The organism is Streptomyces sp. NPDC044061, assembly GCF_056434305.1.
In genome coordinates this window covers 211,897-228,295 of record NZ_JBWKFL010000018.1, presented here as the reverse complement: position 1 = coordinate 228,295, position 16,399 = coordinate 211,897, and the positions used below count along the sequence as shown (strand labels likewise).

Annotated in this window: 18 protein-coding genes, 1 tRNA gene and 3 pseudogenes; 12 read left to right on the top strand and 10 right to left on the bottom strand. The window is 68.7% G+C overall.

Annotated features, from left to right (window positions below; genetic code table 11):
* The 5 genes from AC07CM_RS28970 to AC07CM_RS28950 form a co-directional block, all read right to left on the bottom strand.
* A partial coding sequence (locus AC07CM_RS28970) for a biotin carboxylase N-terminal domain-containing protein (RefSeq protein ID WP_158786612.1) occupies positions 1-101 on the bottom strand: 101 nt, incomplete at its 3' end.
* Positions 102-191: 90 nt separating this feature from the next.
* Positions 192-944 (bottom strand): 4'-phosphopantetheinyl transferase family protein, encoded by a 753-nt coding sequence (locus AC07CM_RS28965; protein WP_478879382.1) that lies wholly within the window; start codon positions 942-944, stop codon positions 192-194.
* Between the two features lie 39 nt (positions 945-983).
* Positions 984-1,724 (bottom strand): 3-oxoacyl-[acyl-carrier-protein] reductase, encoded by a 741-nt coding sequence (fabG, locus tag AC07CM_RS28960; RefSeq protein ID WP_478879381.1) that lies wholly within the window; start codon positions 1,722-1,724, stop codon positions 984-986.
* 240 nt (positions 1,725-1,964) lie between these two features.
* Entirely contained in the window at positions 1,965-2,549 is a 585-nt protein-coding gene (locus AC07CM_RS28955; protein WP_478879380.1) for an NADPH-dependent FMN reductase, read from the bottom strand.
* A 224-nt stretch (positions 2,550-2,773) separates the two neighbouring features.
* Complete coding sequence (locus AC07CM_RS28950; RefSeq protein ID WP_478879379.1) at positions 2,774-3,709, bottom strand: ScbA/BarX family gamma-butyrolactone biosynthesis protein; 936 nt, start codon at positions 3,707-3,709, stop codon at positions 2,774-2,776.
* A gap of 461 nt (positions 3,710-4,170) precedes the next feature.
* Between AC07CM_RS28950 and AC07CM_RS28945 the strand changes: the two genes are divergently transcribed.
* Positions 4,171-4,953, top strand: coding sequence for a response regulator transcription factor (locus tag AC07CM_RS28945; protein ID WP_478879378.1), 783 nt, complete (start codon positions 4,171-4,173; stop codon positions 4,951-4,953).
* A 132-nt stretch (positions 4,954-5,085) separates the two neighbouring features.
* Entirely contained in the window at positions 5,086-5,706 is a 621-nt protein-coding gene (locus AC07CM_RS28940) for a ScbR family autoregulator-binding transcription factor (protein ID WP_478879377.1), read from the top strand.
* Positions 5,707-5,713: 7 nt separating this feature from the next.
* On the opposite strand, the gene AC07CM_RS28935 is transcribed toward AC07CM_RS28940, so the two are convergent.
* Positions 5,714-6,283: a TetR family transcriptional regulator gene (locus AC07CM_RS28935; RefSeq protein ID WP_478879376.1), complete on the bottom strand. Its 570-nt coding sequence runs from the start codon at positions 6,281-6,283 to the stop codon at positions 5,714-5,716.
* Between the two features lie 300 nt (positions 6,284-6,583).
* On the opposite strand from AC07CM_RS28935, the gene AC07CM_RS28930 reads away from it, so the two are divergent.
* The gene (locus AC07CM_RS28930; RefSeq protein ID WP_478879375.1) at positions 6,584-7,477 is read left to right on the top strand and encodes a sensor histidine kinase; all 894 of its coding nucleotides are present in this window, start codon (positions 6,584-6,586) and stop codon (positions 7,475-7,477) included.
* On the top strand, positions 7,432-7,698 hold the full coding sequence (locus AC07CM_RS28925; RefSeq protein WP_478879374.1) for a hypothetical protein: 267 nt from the start codon (positions 7,432-7,434) through the stop codon (positions 7,696-7,698). The genes AC07CM_RS28930 and AC07CM_RS28925 overlap by 46 nt, the downstream gene beginning before the upstream one ends.
* A gap of 142 nt (positions 7,699-7,840) precedes the next feature.
* Here AC07CM_RS28925 and AC07CM_RS28920 read toward each other — a convergent pair whose 3' ends face one another.
* From AC07CM_RS28920 to AC07CM_RS28910, 3 genes are all read right to left on the bottom strand, one after another.
* A complete protein-coding gene (locus AC07CM_RS28920; protein ID WP_478879373.1) occupies positions 7,841-8,797 on the bottom strand; it encodes an NAD-dependent epimerase/dehydratase family protein in 957 nt (318 codons plus the stop codon).
* Between the two features lie 476 nt (positions 8,798-9,273).
* Complete coding sequence (locus AC07CM_RS28915) at positions 9,274-9,708, bottom strand: hypothetical protein (RefSeq protein WP_478879372.1); 435 nt, start codon at positions 9,706-9,708, stop codon at positions 9,274-9,276.
* A gap of 7 nt (positions 9,709-9,715) precedes the next feature.
* Entirely contained in the window at positions 9,716-10,249 is a 534-nt protein-coding gene (locus AC07CM_RS28910; RefSeq protein WP_478879394.1) for a helix-turn-helix domain-containing protein, read from the bottom strand.
* Positions 10,250-11,260: 1,011 nt separating this feature from the next.
* Between AC07CM_RS28910 and AC07CM_RS28905 the strand changes: the two genes are divergently transcribed.
* The 4 genes and pseudogenes from AC07CM_RS28905 (at position 11,261) to AC07CM_RS28890 (ending at position 12,627) form a co-directional block, all read left to right on the top strand.
* Positions 11,261-11,336, top strand: a tRNA-Arg gene (locus tag AC07CM_RS28905).
* 261 nt (positions 11,337-11,597) lie between these two features.
* Positions 11,598-11,720 carry a hypothetical protein gene (locus AC07CM_RS28900; protein ID WP_478879371.1) on the top strand — a complete coding sequence of 41 codons (123 nt, stop codon included), beginning with the start codon at positions 11,598-11,600 and terminating at the stop codon, positions 11,718-11,720.
* A gap of 7 nt (positions 11,721-11,727) precedes the next feature.
* Positions 11,728-11,913, top strand: a pseudogene (locus AC07CM_RS28895) (class I SAM-dependent methyltransferase); the annotation flags it as partial.
* Positions 11,914-12,030: 117 nt separating this feature from the next.
* Positions 12,031-12,627, top strand: a complete 597-nt coding sequence (locus tag AC07CM_RS28890; RefSeq protein WP_478879370.1) for a cadmium resistance transporter — start codon at positions 12,031-12,033, stop codon at positions 12,625-12,627.
* 85 nt (positions 12,628-12,712) lie between these two features.
* Here the strand turns inward: AC07CM_RS28890 and AC07CM_RS28885 are convergent, their stop codons facing one another.
* Positions 12,713-13,183, bottom strand: coding sequence for an ATP-binding protein (locus tag AC07CM_RS28885; RefSeq protein ID WP_478879369.1), 471 nt, complete (start codon positions 13,181-13,183; stop codon positions 12,713-12,715).
* A gap of 264 nt (positions 13,184-13,447) precedes the next feature.
* Between AC07CM_RS28885 and AC07CM_RS28880 the strand changes: the two are divergent.
* From AC07CM_RS28880 to AC07CM_RS28865, 4 genes and pseudogenes are all read left to right on the top strand, one after another.
* Positions 13,448-13,918: pseudogene (locus tag AC07CM_RS28880) on the top strand (IS5 family transposase); the annotation flags it as partial.
* A gap of 11 nt (positions 13,919-13,929) precedes the next feature.
* A pseudogene (locus AC07CM_RS28875) lies at positions 13,930-14,686 on the top strand (IS630 family transposase); the annotation flags it as partial.
* A 139-nt stretch (positions 14,687-14,825) separates the two neighbouring features.
* Positions 14,826-15,512: an alpha/beta hydrolase gene (locus tag AC07CM_RS28870; RefSeq protein ID WP_478879368.1), complete on the top strand. Its 687-nt coding sequence runs from the start codon at positions 14,826-14,828 to the stop codon at positions 15,510-15,512.
* A 499-nt stretch (positions 15,513-16,011) separates the two neighbouring features.
* On the top strand, positions 16,012-16,245 hold the full coding sequence (locus tag AC07CM_RS28865) for a hypothetical protein (protein ID WP_478879367.1): 234 nt from the start codon (positions 16,012-16,014) through the stop codon (positions 16,243-16,245).
* Positions 16,246-16,399 lie beyond the last annotated feature (154 nt).

Below are 16,399 nucleotides of genomic sequence, written 5' to 3'. Positions count from 1 at the left end.
GGGTCGGCGTATACGGCCACGCTCGCGATCCCGGCGTCCCGGCAGGCCCGGGCCACGCGGACAGCGATTTCGCCACGGTTGGCGATGAGCACCTTGCGCACGATGGCTCCTTCTGTGGTTCGTGCCGTTCGACGGCGGGGTGCTTCACCGCCGTCGAGGCTCCTTGGCTCCCGAGTGCGGGGCGCACCGGGTCAGGGCCCGATGCGGCCCCGCGCGCCCCGGGGCAGGACGACTGGTTCCGGGGTGGTCGGCACCGGGGCGTCGAGGAGGGCCAGCGCGGCGGTGAATCCCGGCGCGCACGGCACGTCCAGGACCGTCCAGCCGGCTGGGCGGTCCGGGCTCCCGGCGCCGCCGTCGCCCAGGTAGTCGGCGTTCAGGGGCCGTCGCAGGCCGGTGCCCAGACCCTTGAGGTAGGCCTCTTTGCGCGCCCAGAGCCGCGCGAAGTGCTCCGGCCGGTCACCGGCCGGGCGGGCCAGCACCTCCGCCCGCTCCGCCGGGTGCAGCCGGCCGCCGCACAACTCGACCGCCGACGCACCGGGCAGGCACTGCACATCCACGCCGATCACCCGGTCGGCGATCCCCAGCAGCGCCACTCCCCCGCTGTGCGAGAGGGAGAAGTGCACGGTGGGCGAGTGGCCGGCCAGGACGGGGCGGCCACCGGCCTCGCGGCGCAGCACCACCTGCTCGGGGCGGACGCCGATGCGCTCCCCGAGGAGGTGGCGCAGCGCCACGTGCGCAGCGACGTACGGTGCGGCGCGCGCGGGACGGCGGAAGGCCGCGGCCCGCCGCCGTTCCGTGGCGTCCAGCACGGTGAGGTCGGCGGTGCCGGGCGGCCCCGAGGGACGGACCAGCCACAGCTCCGCGTCCGGGCACCCCGGCGCGTGGATGCGCACCACGTGCGGCGCGGACGCCGAGGGGCCCGACGGGTGGGGTGTCCTGTGCACGAGCGGGGTCTCCTTGAGGGCACGGGCGGACACGCCTGATCAGATCGACAGGCCTCCGTCGATCTCCAGGACGGTTCCGGTGACGTACTGCGCCTCCGCGAGGTAGGCGACGGCCTCGGCGACGTCCTCGGCGCTGCCGAAGCGGCGCAGGGAGATGCCCTGTACGGCCTTCTCCCGGAAGGAGTCGGAGAGTCCGGACACCATGTCGGTGTCGATGAAGCCGGGGGCCACCGCGTTCGCACGGATGCCGTACCGCCCGGTCTCCTTGGACAGGGCCTTGGTGAATCCGATGATTCCGGCCTTGGACGCCGAGTAGTTGGTCTGGGTCGCGTTGCCGTGCACGCCGGCGACGGAGGAGATGTTGACGATGCAGCCGGACTTCCGCTTCATCATGCCGAACACGGCCGCCCGGGAGACGTGGAAGGTACCGGTCAGATTGACGTCGATCACGTCTTCCCAGTCCTCGTCCTTCATCATCACCAGGGGCGTGTCGCGGACGATGCCCGCGGAGTTGACGACCAGGTCCAGCGGCCCGAGCTCCCGCTCGGTGTCCTGGACCCAGGCGCGCACCGCCGCGGCGTCGGTGACGTCGACCTGACGGCCCACCACGGTCGCGCCCAGCTCGGCGGCCTCCTTCTCGAGGCTCTGCACGGACTCGGACGGGTTCTGGTAGCAGAACGCCACCCGGTGGCCGTCGCGCGCGAGCCGCAGGACGACGGCGCGCCCGATACCCCGCGAACCTCCGCTGACAAGGGCGGTCTTGCTGATTTCGTGGGCCATGTGGCAACTCCCGGAATGTTCTCTCGTGGAACGAGCAGGAAAACAAGACGGAAGGCCGCTGCTCAGCAGCGGCCTTCCGTCTCTTTATTGGGGGGAGGGACAGTGCCGCACCACCGCCCTGTATCCCCAGGATTCGCGTTCCCGTGAATTCGACGCACCGAACCGAACCCTGGTAAACAGCTTCTTCACGGCGCCGGTTAAGTTCAATACGGCACCGATTAAGTTTCCGCTAGGTGCGGATCACACGCCGTCGCGCAGCGGTTTCAGCGCCCCGGACCAGGCGACGACCTCGCCCAGCATGGTGGCGAGGGTCTGCGCCTGGTGCGGGCCGGGCGCGAATTCGGCGCCGGGCTCCGCCGGGTTGGTCGTGGTGAAGTCGACGAACAGGGAGAGCGAGACCTGGGAGCGGACGGTGGCCACCTTCAGCTCGGACAGGATCAGCCGCAGGTGCTCGACGGCACGGGCTCCGCCCTGCATGCCGTAGCTCACGAAGCCGGCCGCCTTGTTGTTCCACTCGGTGTAGATGAAGTCCAGCGCGTTCTTCAGCGCGCCGGGGATCGAGCGGTTGTACTCGGGGGTCACGAAGACGAAGCCGTCGTAGCCGCTGACGGCCTCGGACCACGCTCGGGTGTGGTCCTTGGTGTAGCGGCCGAAGGCCGGCGGATGCGGTTCGTCGAGGAGCGGAAGAGCGAAGTCGGCAAGATCGACGATCTCGAAGACCGCGTCCGGGACCTGCTCGGCACCGGCCTTGGCCACCCATTCCGCCACCGCTTGCCCTTTGCGGCCCGGGCGGGTGCTGCCCAGAATGATTCCGATCTTGGTCATGTGGTTCGGCCCTCTTCCACCCTTGACACCAGGGGACGACGAAATGAAACAAAGTCGGGGTGCGCGAAAGAACCCCCGCGAATTGGTGACATTTCCGCGACCCTGACCTCTATCTTCTTCGGAACGAGTGGCACCCTCAACCGCTCACGTCACAGGGTTTCGTCCGCTTTGCAAGCCGCGAGAAACGGACTTCAGAAAAACGTCAGCCGAAGTACAGAGGACCGTCAGGAACGGGGCCGCGGGGCCAGGGTGAGGTGCGTGGTGAAGACACTCTCGTCCTGCTGCACACCGCGCACCCGCACCCGGACCTCGCCGGTGGCACCGGGCGCCTCGGCGTGTGCCTCGATCCAGCAGGGGGCGTCGAATTCGGCGTAGCGCGTGAAGTCGCTCTCCAGGCCGAGCAGAAGCGCGTCGGACAGCCCGGTCGAGGCGACGGCGGCCTGCCGGGCGGCCTCCAGCAGCACCATCCCCGGCACATGGTCCACCGGGTGGTCGAAGTAGGTCGGGTGGGCGGTGTCGACCCGCAGTTCCCAGCGGTTCCCGGCGCCCGGCAGGGGGTTGGCGAGGACGACGTGCCGGGGATCGGTGTGCCCCACGCGGGCCGGCTCGATCGCGGGCGGCGCGGCGTGGACGGTGGTGGTGGGACGCTCACCGCGCACCCGCCGGTACACGTCCGGGTGCATGCACCGGAAGGCCGCCCCGGCGGTGGCCAGCGCCCGGCCGTCACGCACCACGGTGACGTCGTAGCGCATGCCCTGGAGCGAGCCGCGCCGCAGGACCAGGTCGCTGCACACGGTGCGGACTTCTATCTCGGTGGGGGCGGTGTCCGCGACGAAGAGGTCGGGTGCGGCGGTGAGGGACATGTCCCTCATCAGGAACTGGTGACCGAAGGGGACCCCGAACTCGGCGTGCGCGAGAAGGGATCCGACCTGGCGGACGGACTCGATCAGAAGCATGGGGTCCTGGTAGCCGCCTTCGGGCGCGAACAGCGAGTGGCTGCGCGGCCACTGCGCTCTGACCACGAAGCCGTCCTGTTCACCGGAGCCGACCGAGGCGTCGGCCTCCCAGCCGGTCAACAGGACTTCCGATACTGCGGCTCGGTGGACGTACTCGCGCGGAACCGTCGTGGTGAGTCCGGACATGTGACCCAGGTACGACATACGGAAGATCTCCTGTCAGTTTCTGGGCAGGGGAGATCACTCCTGATGCCGGCTTCCCCCCTGCAGGCCGACGATCTGGTCAACAAGATACAGACAGGTCAGTCCGTTTTTTCAAGTAAATCTTCCACCCAGTCGTGCCGCAGTACCGGAGTCGGCGCGCATTTTGTCGGTTTATCTACCTAGATGTCCGGCGTCATCGACAAAACATGCGGGGCTGCCCAATTGGAAGGCATGTGCACCATCGATTGCGCCGACATCTCCGTCATCCGACCAGCAGGCAAAGGTCTGCCAACTCCATGCAAAGTAAGCGTATATGCAGGTCAGCGACCCCTCTCCAGCACTCGCCAAGGACCCGCCCGGTGAGCCGTATCTCATTGACAATCAGACAAGTCTGTTTGATACCGTGCGGCATGTGAAGCTTCGAGCAGCCCGATACGACGGGCTGCCTGAGGAGGGGGCACATGAACCTGCAGGCAGTGGATCTACTGGAATCCAGTCCGGAGCACCACCAGTCGAACCGTCCGGCGGCAGCCCCGGCTCCACCGGCGTTCCCCGCGCAGGCCACCAGCCCGGAAGGACCTCTGCGCGTCCTGGTCGTCGAGAACGACGCCCGGGCAGCCGACACGCTTCTCAAGGGCCTGGTGCGGCAGAGCTACGCCGCCCGCGGCGTGGCCACCGGCGCCGAGGCGCTCCGGGCCCACCGCGACGCCGACCTGGTCCTGCTCGACCTCGACCTGCCGGACCTGGACGGTCTGGAAGTGTGCCGGGGCATCCGGGCGATCAGCGACACCCCGATCATCGCCGTCACCGCGCGCGGTTCGGAGCTGGACCGCGTGCTCGGCCTACAGGCGGGCTCGGACGACTACTTGGTCAAGCCGTACGGCTTCCGCGAGCTGCTGGCCCGCATGGAGGCGGTGATGCGACGGGTGCGCTCGCAGCCGGCCGCCGCCCCGCACGTCATCCACCACGGCTCGCTGCGCATCGACGCGGGCGCCCGGGTGGCCACGGTCGACGGGGTGCCGGTGGACCTCACCCGCAAGGAGTTCGACCTGCTGCACCTGCTGGCTTCGCAGCCCGGCACCGTCATCCCGCGGCGCCAGATCATGGCCCAGGTCTGGGACGATGCCTGGTCCCCGAACGGCCGCACCGTGGACACCCATGTCAGCACCCTGCGCGGCAAGCTCGGCTCCAGCAAGTGGATCACCACCGTGCGCGGAGTGGGCTTCCGGCTCGGGCATCCGTAGGGCGCCCGAGCGGCACGGGAACCGCCGCACAGGACCCTGTGCGCAACTACCTCGTACCTGGAGGCTGACGGAACCTCCTTCGCCCGTTAACATACAGACAAGTCTGGTTAAAGTAAGGGCAAGGGACTTGTCATGGCTCAGCAGGAACGCGGAAAGCGATCGCGACGGTCGATTCTCGAGGCTGCCGCCCAGGTGTTCGACGAGCGCGGCTACGACGCCGCCAGCACCAACGAGATCCTGGCCCGGACGGGGCTCACCCGCGGCTCGCTGTATCACCACTTCCCCTCCAAGGAGGCCATCGCCTCGGCCCTGCTGGAGGCGCACAACGAGGCACTGGAGGTACCGGAGCAGCCGCTGCGGCTCCAGGCAGCGATCGACCTGACCCTGCAGTTCGCGGAGCGGCTCCAGCACGACTCGGTGCTCCGCGCGAGCGTGCGTCTGGCGGTCGAGCAGACCTCGCTGTCCGTCCCGCCGGAGACGGCGTACGAACAGTCCAAGAAGACCATGGTCGAGCTGCTGCAGCAGGGCGCCGAGCAGGGCGAAATCCTGCCGGCCGTGAACGTGCAGGAGGCCGCGGCCACCATCGTCGGCGCCTTCACCGGCCTCCAGATCATGTCCCAGGCCTACAGCAAGCGGGAGGACCTGCCCGAGCGGGTCACCGTGTTCTGGCGCTTCCTGCTGCCCGGTCTGGCCACCCCCGGGGTGATCGGCCGGCTGCGTACCACCATGCCGCCGGCCGCCGCGAACACCTGAGCGGGCGTCAGGCCCGCCTTCCGCGGGCCGCGGAGAACAGCGGGCGCAACATCTCCCACAACCGCTGCGAGGCCTTGACCTCCCACCAGCCCGGGTCCGCATGTCCCAGGGACTCGATCCCGGCGGCCACCACCACGGTCAGGTCGGCCAGATCCTGGGCAGAGGGGACGACGGACTCCTCGTACGCCTCCACGACCCGCTGGTGCACCAGGGCCAGCAGTTCGTCGCGCAGGGACGGCCGGGCGTCCGTCCCGTCCGCCGCCAGCTGTATGCCCGCCCGCACGGTCTTCTCCGTCCGCATCGCCGCGCCGAGGGCGACGAAGAAGCGCTCCGGCGCGTCCGTGGGCGACACCTCGAACGCCTCGTCCATCAGCGCCACGAGACAACTGCGCGCCTGGTCGTACACGGCGGCCGTCAGCTCCGTCGTCGATGAGAAATGGTGATAGAGGGCCCCCCGGCTCACGCCCGCTCTGCGACAGATGTTGACCAGACCCGCATCGTGAACCCGGCCCTCTGCGATCAGCTCGGCCGTCGCACGGACGAGAGCTTGCCGGGTCTGTTCGGACCGTGTCTGCATCGGGCCCCACCGCCCCTTCTCGACATGAACACCATGTATCGCCCCCGTTGACGCTGCTGGTCACAGCGACGCGAGCCAAATCATACAACCTCGCCTGTTTCTTGTCCCCATCTGATCAAGCCCCCTCACAGTCGATGCTTCGAGGTCAGGCAACTTGCAACATGAATAGCTGATTTATCGGGGTATTCCATCCCCCACTCGACAGGTGAGGCACAGCAAATCACCTAGACAATCAGACATGTCTGTTTGTTACATTGGGACGGAGACGTTGTGCGGGCACCCAAGCAGCGGAGGAACTCGATGAGCAGCACGAGCGCCCCCGTGATGGGCAACGGATTCACCGAAGTCCTGCACGAGGGGCTGGTCCGCGCGGCAGCCCGGATGTCCCCGCGCCCGTGGCCCGGGTCCGCCTCCGCCACCCCCCTCCCGGCGGCCTCCCCGGTTCTGGGGGCCGGCGAGACCGAGGCCGTCCTGGACCGGTTCGCCGCCCGGCTGACCGGTGTGCCGGCCCCTGCCGAGGCCGAGGTGCCCGAACTGCGTGCGTCACTGCGGGAGTTCGCCCACGCCGTACTGGACCGCGCGTGCGGCCGCGACGGGTCGGCCGGCCCTCGGCCCACGCCGATCACCCCTCCCCCGGCCTCACCGCACCAGGTGACGGCCGCGGCGGCCCTGCTGCTGGAGTGCGCGCTGCTGCATGTGCTGGGGAGCGGTATCGCGCACAACGAGACGGGCCTGCTGCGTGCGGCGACCGTGGCCAGACGGCTCGGCGAGTCCCTGCGGGCGGCCACCGAGGAGGTGTGGGCCGGCGACGACGGGTGGAACGAGCGGCGGCGAGTGGCCCGGCAGCTGCACGACGAGCTGGGAGGCGCGCTCTCCGACACCCGGCTCAGCCTCGACGCCGCGGTCCGGGACCCCGGCGCCCGTGCCGCCCATCTCGCCGCGACCGTACGGTCGTTGACGGTGGCCGAGCGGGAGAACCGGGCGCTGATCGACGGAGCGCGCAGCCGGTGCGACCTGCCGCCGCTGTGGGAGGCACTGGAGGGCTTCCTGCCCAACTGCGCACCCGGGACGGCCTTTCGGGCGACGCGGGTGTCCGGACCTGTGTCCAGGTCATCGGGGACGAGCGCGTCCTCACCGAGCGGTATCGGGTGGAGGTCCACTTCGCGCTGCGCGAGGCACTGCGCGACCGCGTGACCCGCTCCGGCGCGCAGCACGTGACGGCCGTGGTCCGGGTCAACCGGCGCCGGCTGCACGCGAAGGCGACCGATGACGGGCGCAGGTCCGCGGAGGGCGCCGCCGTAAACCTGCGTTTCCTCACCGAGCGGGTGGAAGGCCTCGGCGGCCGCACGGACTTCGGCGCCGGTGCCGGACCCGGCACCGTGCTGGAGATCCGTCTGCCGCTGCGCCACCGCTGACGCACCGGCACGCGCCCACCCACGGCTGCGTCCCGGCGGGGACACCGTTTGTGCGGCACGGCCGCGGCGACCCTGCAGACCAGTACCGCACCACTGGCCCCGAAGAACCCCCACCCCGCTGCCGCACAGCCGACCGCGGGGCTCACGGCCGGGTGGTCCGCAGCGCCTCCCGGTACCAGGGCGTGTACCGGGCGAAGGACTCCGCGAAGCCCGGCCCGGGGGCCTCGGCCAGGTCCGACCAGAGCGGTTCCCCGTCGAACCAGTGGTCAGATGTGAGCATGTCAAGTCCGTGCCGGGAGTACGGATCGCCGATGAGCAGGTCCTGGGCCTGCCGGACGGTCAGTTCTCGTTGCGGCCAGGTCAGCCCGGCGCAGTCGGCCACCGCCCGCAGCAGCTCCCGGGCGGTCACCGGCTCCGGATGGACGGCGTGGTAGACGGACGCGCTCAGGTTCCGTGCCGGGGCGAGCCCCGCCCCCACCGCCAGGCGTGCCAGGTCGTGCACGGACACCAGCGACAGCCGGGCGGGCCAGCCCTCGACCGTGCCGGGCAGTGCCCGCAGCACGCCGACCAGCCCCGGCACCAGCCAGCTGTCGCCCGGGCCGTGGACGAAGTGCGGCCGGAGCACGGTCCCGCCCGCGGCGAGCACGGCGTCCTCGGCCACGGCCCGGGTCGCCGAGGTCGGCGACTCCGGGTTGCGGACCAGGTCCTCCGGGCGGGCCCGGCGGTAGCTGCCCCGCCCGTATACGGAGGCCGTGCTGATCTGGACGATGCCGGACACCCCGGCCCGCCGGGCCTCGGCGACCAGGGCGCGCGTGCCCCCGGCGTTGACCGTCCTGTTGGCCTCGGGGCTGCCGCTGATCTGAGCGGCACAGTGCAGCAGCACGTCCACCCCGTCGCACACCCCGCGCAGCGAACCGGGGTCGCCGAGGTCGGCCCGGATGGTCACGGGCGATCGCACGGCGGCCGGCCCGCCGTCGGAGCCGGGCAGCGGGCGGCGATGAGACATCAGCCGGAGCTCCACGCCCGGGCGTGCGGCCTCGCGGGCGACGTGACGGCCGATGAATCCGGACGCACCGGTGATCAGAACGGTGGGTGGCACGGGGCTCCCTCTGTGGGGCGGGTGGGGTCGGGGCGGGGAGTTGATGGCGCTGCGCCATCAACTCCCCGAGATCTAAACCCACTGCACACTCTCCGCGGTTCTCCTGCCGCACGCACGCGCCCGTGACATGGCTCACCGGGCTGGAGGCTGCGTCCGTTGCCCGGGCCGCGGGCGTGCGACCCCTGGCAAGGCCGCCACCAGAAAGGCCGGGGTGAGGGAGGTCAGCCACGCCTCGTGCCGCGCCCGCTCGGCGGCGGCCCGGGCCTCCAGGCAGCCCTGCAGGATGTGGGCGGCAAGGTGGGGCTCGGGCGAGCACCAGCCCCAACCGACCTCCTGAGCACAGTGCCCGGCCGGGCGGGCGCAGCGGCCTCCGTCGGTCAGGGCCCCTCGACGGGATGGTTGTTTTGCTTCACACCAAACTCAACTTCCGTCGGAGGCCCGCCAGTTACGCCCTGGCCGTCCCCGATCCGGCGCGGTTACAGGCGCGTGGTGAACTTTCCGTCGGGCCGCTTGTGCAGCCAGCCACGATCGGCGAACTTGGTCATCTTCGCCCGCAGCGGCTCCAGCTTCCCGCGCACCGTCACCTCAGGGCCCAGCTCGTCACCCACCGCCTTGATCTGCAGCGGACCGTCGGCGGCCCGCACGATCGCCAGGATCCGGCGGTAGTCGGCAGGCAGCCCGGCCCCGTCGCCAGTCTCACCACGGGGCGGGATCAACAGCACCGCACGCCCCGCCACCCGCGCTTTCACCGGGGCCGCCGCTCCAGCGGCCTCCGTATCGGCCCTGTCCTGTTCCGCCAGGCGGAGCAGGACCCGCCCGGCGATCCCCAGTTCCTCCCGCTCGACCGCGACCTCCCCAAGCCGCTTGGCCAACTCCTCGGCAAGCGCCTCCAGTTCGCTCGCGGCATCCACCTGCCCCTCATCGCCCCCAGCCCCGCGGGCTCACCCCTGTGCTGAGTCCAGGAGTCGACGGCGCCGTGGGCAAGGTGCTGAAGGCTCTCGCCCACCGGGGGCATCCGCTGCGAATCTTGAGTGAGGCCGAACCGACGAGGAGGCAAGCGCCGGGTACGGCCGCACTGACGGCCGTCACCCGATGATCGGCACCTACCAGGAGTGCGTTGCTCCTGTCGAGACCGGCTGGGGCAACGACGGGCGACCAGCGTCCGCGGGCTTGGAGCGAGGCTCCGCCGCGGGAGCGCCCCTCCGGGCCGGTGATTTTGCGGCTCGGCCCGGAAGCTTCTCCATCTGGTGCGACCCGATCGCCTGGACGACCCGGCTCAGGGATCTTCCACTGCGTGTGGTCGGGCCAGAGCAAGATGCCCAGCGCACCCTCGAGGTCCACGACCGTCAGCATGTCGGGCCAGACGGTGCCGTTGAGCACGTTGGCGATGACCTGTCGGTTGACACCGCTCATCTTCGCGAGGGCATTGGCGCTGATTCCCCGCTCCGCCATCGCCTCAGCGAGCTTGCGGGCTATTGCCTGCGCGACGAGAGAGCCTCGATGCGGCTCCATCATGGCGTGCGGCCAGTCGCCGTCGATGACGAAACTGCTCGGCTTCTTGGCGCGTCTGATTCCTCCAGGCACCGCACAAGTGTGACCGAGGCGCACCCCGGATGCGCCCCAAGCCCCCATACGCTACTTGTATAGCAGGTAACGGAGCGTGATTTCTCGGGAAGACGCGCATGGAGCCGGAACAGCGAGCGGTGCAACGATCCACTCGGGATGCCCCTGGGGCCCCTGCCGTGCAAAAGCCTCCGTGGAACCGCCGCAGAGCGACTCGCCCGACTTGCCGACGCGACCGGACAACCGCCACGGCCGGCTCCCGTCAGGCCACCTACCTGGGGGATTCACTCCCCTCGATACGCGTTCGCTGTCACACCAGTCGCCAAGGGGCCGCCCCTGCGAGGTGCACTGTCGATGCGACCTCCACGTCGAATGAATTCCGGTGTACGAAACTCAGGAAGATGGATTGCTGGATCCAAGGACGAAGCGCACGAGGTTCAACAGGACCGAGCACCTCCGAATCCTTCCGCCAGGCACCGAAGCCGGAGTGCGCCTCATCGGGTTCCGCCAGGACAGCGAATCCGGATTCTCCACCCTGGATGAGACACACCGCCTCCGACGGATCCCCGCGTACGGAGCCGACGGCGCTCTGCTCATCTACATCGGGTACGCCTGGGCCAAGAACCCCGTGGCCCTCGGCATCACCCGCCGGACACGGTGGCCACAAGGCCGGTCGGCGCACGTCACCGCACGACGCGCTCCGCCGGTCGACACAGGGGGCTCGGCACACAGGGGCGGGGCCACACAACAGCAGGGCATGACGCCTCGGTGCGCTGCCGCAACCGCTAGACTGTGCGCGGTGCACCACTCTGGTGGGGCGCCCTGTGGATGCCTGGGGCTCTCAGGGTCGGGATCCGTCCGATGTGGGCGGATTTCCAACACCTTTGCCCACACATCCCTGCCTTCGTAGCTCAGGGGATAGAGCACCGCTCTCCTAAAGCGGGTGTCGCAGGTTCGAATCCTGCCGGGGGCACCACTCCTGACCAGCGCGTTTACCCCTCTGGGGTAGGCGCGCTGTTCATCGTGGCCATGGTATTGACCATGAATAGGTTCCGTAGCCATGGCGAACACACGATCCAGGCGACGTCAGCGCGGCAGCATCCGCCCCCACGGAGACGATCTCCAGGTCCGCGTCCATGCAGGGCGTGCCCCGCTCACGAAGAAGGACCTCTACCTCCACGAGTAGGCTGCCACCCCGGAGGAGGCCGAGAAGGTCCGCACGAGACTCCTCCATGAGGTGGACGAGCAGCGGCACCCCAAGAGCCAGGTGTCCTTGTCGTTCCTGCTCGACCGGTGGCTCGGCATCGCCGAGCTCGACGAGACGTCGTTCGAGCGGGCTGAGGGTCTGATCCGCAACTAGGCAGCCCGCGACCAGCTATCAGCTCACCTACGGCGACTGGGTCAAGGTCCTGCGCGGCGCGGGTCTCATCATCGACGACCTCATCGAGCCGCGGCCCGAACTCGGAACACCCAACGGCTACAACGAAACCGACCCACCCGACTGGGCACACCGCTGGCCGGCGGAACTGCTCTGGGTAACCCACAAACCGTAAGTTCCGCCGCGCCGAGACGTGAAGGCATCCCCTCGCCGGGCAGGCCTGGCTAGCCGTCGGTGAGCCGGCGCAGGGTCGGTAGGGTCCCGAGGTGACCGAGCGGGAGGGGCCGTCACTGTGAACCTGGGCATCGTCGGACAGGCAGCCGGCCTGTTTGCCGTCACCAATATCGACGACATCCTGATCCTGTCGTTGTTCTTCGCCCAGGGTGCGGGTCACCCCGGTGCCACGCGCCGGATCGTACTGGGGCAGTACCTCGGCTTCGCCGTCATCCTCGCTGTGGCTGTCGCTGCCGCGTTCGGAGCGACGTTCCTACCCGAGTCGGCAATCCCCTACCTCGGCTTGCTGCCGCTGGCGCTCGGTTTCAAGGCGGCCTGGCAGGCCTGGAAGCATCGGGACGACGAGGACGACGACCAGGAGGCGAGAGAGGACGGTCCGAAGGCGCTGGAGGTCGCCGCGGTCACCTTCGCCAACGGTGGCGACAACATCGGCGTGTACGTTCCTGTGTTCGCCTCGGCCGGCGTGGGCGGCATGAGCGTGTACGCCGTCGTGTTCCTGGTCCTCGTTGCTGTGTGGTGCTTCGCGGGACGCTTCTTCGCTACACGCCCTTTGGTCGCCAAGGCTCTCAGCCGGTGGGGTCACGTGCTGCTGCCGGTCGTCCTTATCGCGATCGGCTTGCTCATCCTCATCGAGGGTGGCGCTTTCGGCCTGTGATGCCAGAGCAAGGCCGTTAGGCGCATCGTCCAACGTGCCGTACAAGTCTCGGCTGCCGCTATCTCAGCGCACGGGGGCGTTGGGGCTACAACCGGCGACTGGCTACGTCATCCCCGAGGTCGTCTTCCAGCGCGACGGTGGCAGTGATCCGCTTGCCGACTGGCTCTCGATGCGCTTCGAAGCTACGGCACACCGCCATGATGATCTCTATTCCATGCTGACCGACTCGGCCCGGATCAGCCGCCCGAGCGATTGGAAGCGCCGGATCACTGTCCCAGACCGTCACCTCGACGAGGCTGCCGCGGATCTCCAACGTCAGCAGACAGGGGCCCGGAGCATATTTGCGGGCGTTCGTCACCAGTTCGCTCACCACGAGCTGTGTCATGCCCATCACCCGGCCGGACACGGGCAGACCATGAACCGCTTGTGCGTCGGTGAGGAAGGATCGGGCAAGGTCTCGCGCGAGGGCGATCTCTTCGCTGCCCTCGAATGCGGCAGCGACGACGATCGGGCGCTCCTCTTGGGCTTCACGCTCCTTGCTGCTGTCCGGCTCCATTCGGCCTGCCTTGGTCTGAACCAGGTACCTGTCCGTGCGCGCGTACCCCGAAAGCCTCATCCCACGCAGCGAGCGAGGGCGGTGGTGTCTCAATGACTGAGTCAAGGCGACGGGTGCCGGCCGATGGTGTGGTCGGCGCCCGCATAGGCCAAGGCTTTGAGGTCTGACCTCATCCTTGTCAGGTCGATCACGGAAGACCTGAGGGCTGGAGAGATCTCAGCCCTACGACGGTCCACCGACCTTTGAGGGCCGCTCTCGTGCGGTCGTGTTCGCCTGGCCGCCGACCGGCGCTGCCGGCCGATGGCGCTCCTTCTGACCGCCGGGCAGGCCGCCGACAGCCCCCAGTTCATCCCCGTCCTGAACAAGGTACGGGTCCGCCTGCCCGTCGGCCGCCCCCGCACCCGGCCGGCCGCCGTGGCCGGCGACAAGGCCTACTCCTCCCGCGCCAACCGCGCCCACCTGCGCAAACGCCGCATCAAGGTGGTCATCCCAGGGAAGAAGGACCAAGCCGCCAACCGCAGGAAGAAAGGCAGCCATGGCGGCAGGCCCGTCACCCACAACGCTGATCTCTACCGCGACCGCAACACGGTCGAGCGGGCCATCAACAGGATGAAGGACTGGCGGGGCATCGCGACTCGCTACGACAAGAAGCCCGCGAGCTACCTCGCCGGACTCCATCTCCACGCAGCCACCATCTGGATCAGCAGCCTCCTGAAGCCCATTGATCACAACTGAAGACAGACCCTAGTCGCGTGAAGACGGTGATCGGGCGGCGTTTCCACCTGGCCTACACGATTCAGGGCGTTCGGAAACTCCTGCTGCGTAACGGCTGGTCTTGCCAGGTCCCGGCCCGACGCGCGATGGAGCGGGACGAGGACGCGGTGGCTGGGTGGGTCAAGGAGGTGTGGCCCTGCGCGGAAGACTCGCGGTGGCCCGTGGAGCCTGGCTGGTCTTCGAGGACGAAGCCGGATTCTCCATGACGCCGCCGCGGGCCAAGACCTGGTCGCAGCGTGGGCGGACCCCGGTGGTGCGGGTGCGGGGCCGTTCCCGCAGACGGATCTCCATCGCGGCGCTGACCTGCTACAAACCCGGCCACCGGTCCCGGCTGATCTACCAGCCGCGCCGGGACGACAACCGACGCGACGGGCGTAAGAGCTTCTCCTGGCGCGACTACCGGGACCAGCTGATCGCAGCCCACCAGCAGTCGGCGGCCCGATCGTGCTCGCCTGGGACAACCTCAACGTCCACAAGGCCGCCGGGCTGCGGGAGTTCGCCGCCTCGCGCGACTGGCTGACCATCTACTACCTGCCGCCTTACGCGCCCGACCTCAACCCCGTCGAAGGCATCTGGTCCCTGCTGCGGCGGGGCTGGCTCTCCAACGTCGCTTTCAGCACGCCAGAACACCTCATCCAGCGCATCCGACGCGGCCTGCGCCACATCCGGTACCGCGGCGACCTCATAGACGGCTGCCTCGCCGAAACGGGCCTGATCATCAACACATGACCACCACGACATCACGTTCAACCTCGTAGGCCCAACGATTGGTATGGGGCGACACGCCTGGCCATCACGCAAGAATATGCACTAAACGTGCAATATGGTGCAATATTGCATATTCGATCTTCCTGCAGGAGGAAATGCCATGGCGGGCAAGCCCAGCATTGTCTTCGCCCACGGACTCTGGGCGGATGGGTCGTGCTTCAACAAGCTCATCCCCACGCTCCAGGCTGAAGGGCACGAGGTTTTCGCCTCACAGCACGGCCTCGACTCGCTCGAAAGCGACGTCGCGTGCGTCAACTTCACGCTCAACCACGTCCCCGGCCCGATCGTGCTAGTCGGTCACTCCTACGGTGGGACCCTGATCACCAAAGCGGGCACCCACGACCGCGTCGGCGCTCTGGTGTACATCGCCGCGCTCGCCCCAGACGAGGACGAGACGTCGCAGGAACAGCTGGACAAATTCCCCGGCACGCCCATCTTCGAGCACGTGGACGTTGCTGACGGCCGCGTCTGGCTCAAGCCCTCGGGCGTCCCGCACTTCTGCGGCGACCTCCCGGAAGCGGAGCAGAAGCTCGTCCTGGCGACGGGCGCTGTGCCAGTGGCGGACCTGTTCAACCAGCAGGTTCCCGGCACCGCCTGGCGGACGAAGCCAAGCTGGTTCATCGTCGCCAACAACGACCGTACCGTGCACCCCGACCTGGAGCGGTCCGCCGCCGAGCGCATGGGCGCCAATGTCCGTCCCGTGGACAGCAGCCACGTTCCCATGCTCTCGCATCCCGATTTCGTCCTCGATGTGATCCGTGAGGCCGCGGAGTCCCTCGACGCCTAGGCCAAGCCGGCAACGACCGGCCGCAGCGCAACACGCAAGGAGGCGGCCCCGGACCGACCGGGCCGCCTCCTTGCAACGACATCACGCTTTAAAGCTCAGTAACCAACGGTCGGGCTTCGTCGATGGCCAGGAGATGACCTGCCAGCGCCGGCCGCGCACCACCCCTCGCGTAGGCGTGGGCAGGCGCACACTTTCCAACTGTGTTGGTGGTGCGGTGAGTGTTGTATGGGCTCGTTCGCCTGGGTTCATGGGCGGCTGATCGCCGCTGTGGGGACGGCTCCGGGTCCTGTCTGTACCGCCGTGAACGGGCCTGAATGAGACGGGAACTGAGACGGAGGACCCTGGGGCTCGTGCGTGGGCGCCCTGCCTGGACGTCGAGTTGGCAGGCCTCTCTCGACGGGACCCGCCGGCCGACATCCGAGTCTCTTCGTGCAAGCCATGGCTGAACTGGGCCGTCCCGTTCCCAGGGTCTCGGAGGCCTGGTGGGAGCGAATGTTCGATGCGGCGCGGGGGATGTTGCGGCTCCCTGACCCACTACGAGGCCAGCAATGAGATCTACTGGTGCGCCTGCCATCTGGAACGAACGGATGCCGCGATCGAACTGGTCGACCTTTTCTGCGGGCTGTGGAGCAACTGGGAGGACTGGCCGGATGAGCGTGCAGCCATCGAACAGGACATGCGCCTGGCTGCTGCCGACCTTCTCCGCAGCCATGGCGAGCAGGCGCCTGAGTAAGCGCGACTGCTCGCCCGGCAAGCTGACCTTCTGATCCGTAGCTCTATAGAGATCGGTCGATGAGGGTCGTACAGGCCGCCATTCGGTCCATCAGAGTGGCCGTCAGTCATAGTCGTTTGCTGGGGTTGCTGTACCTCGTTGCTGTACAACACCG

Bases quoted from the DNA above. Each gene is read 5' to 3' on its own strand.
- fabG (WP_478879381.1), bottom strand. From the start codon at position 1,724: ATGGCCCACGAAATCAGCAAGACCGCCCTTGTCAGCGGAGGTTCGCGG.
- AC07CM_RS28870 (WP_478879368.1), top strand. From the start codon at position 14,826: ATGGCGGGCAAGCCCAGCATTGTCTTCGCCCACGGACTCTGGGCGGAT.
- AC07CM_RS28885 (WP_478879369.1), bottom strand. From the start codon at position 13,183: ATGGAGCCGGACAGCAGCAAGGAGCGTGAAGCCCAAGAGGAGCGCCCG.
- AC07CM_RS28930 (WP_478879375.1), top strand. From the start codon at position 6,584: ATGAGCAGCACGAGCGCCCCCGTGATGGGCAACGGATTCACCGAAGTC.
- AC07CM_RS28935 (WP_478879376.1), bottom strand. From the start codon at position 6,283: ATGCAGACACGGTCCGAACAGACCCGGCAAGCTCTCGTCCGTGCGACG.
- AC07CM_RS28950 (WP_478879379.1), bottom strand. From the start codon at position 3,709: ATGTCGTACCTGGGTCACATGTCCGGACTCACCACGACGGTTCCGCGC.
- AC07CM_RS28865 (WP_478879367.1), top strand. From the start codon at position 16,012: ATGCGGCGCGGGGGATGTTGCGGCTCCCTGACCCACTACGAGGCCAGC.
- AC07CM_RS28910 (WP_478879394.1), bottom strand. From the start codon at position 10,249: ATGGCGGAGCGGGGAATCAGCGCCAATGCCCTCGCGAAGATGAGCGGT.
- AC07CM_RS28940 (WP_478879377.1), top strand. From the start codon at position 5,086: ATGGCTCAGCAGGAACGCGGAAAGCGATCGCGACGGTCGATTCTCGAG.
- AC07CM_RS28945 (WP_478879378.1), top strand. From the start codon at position 4,171: ATGAACCTGCAGGCAGTGGATCTACTGGAATCCAGTCCGGAGCACCAC.
- AC07CM_RS28955 (WP_478879380.1), bottom strand. From the start codon at position 2,549: ATGACCAAGATCGGAATCATTCTGGGCAGCACCCGCCCGGGCCGCAAA.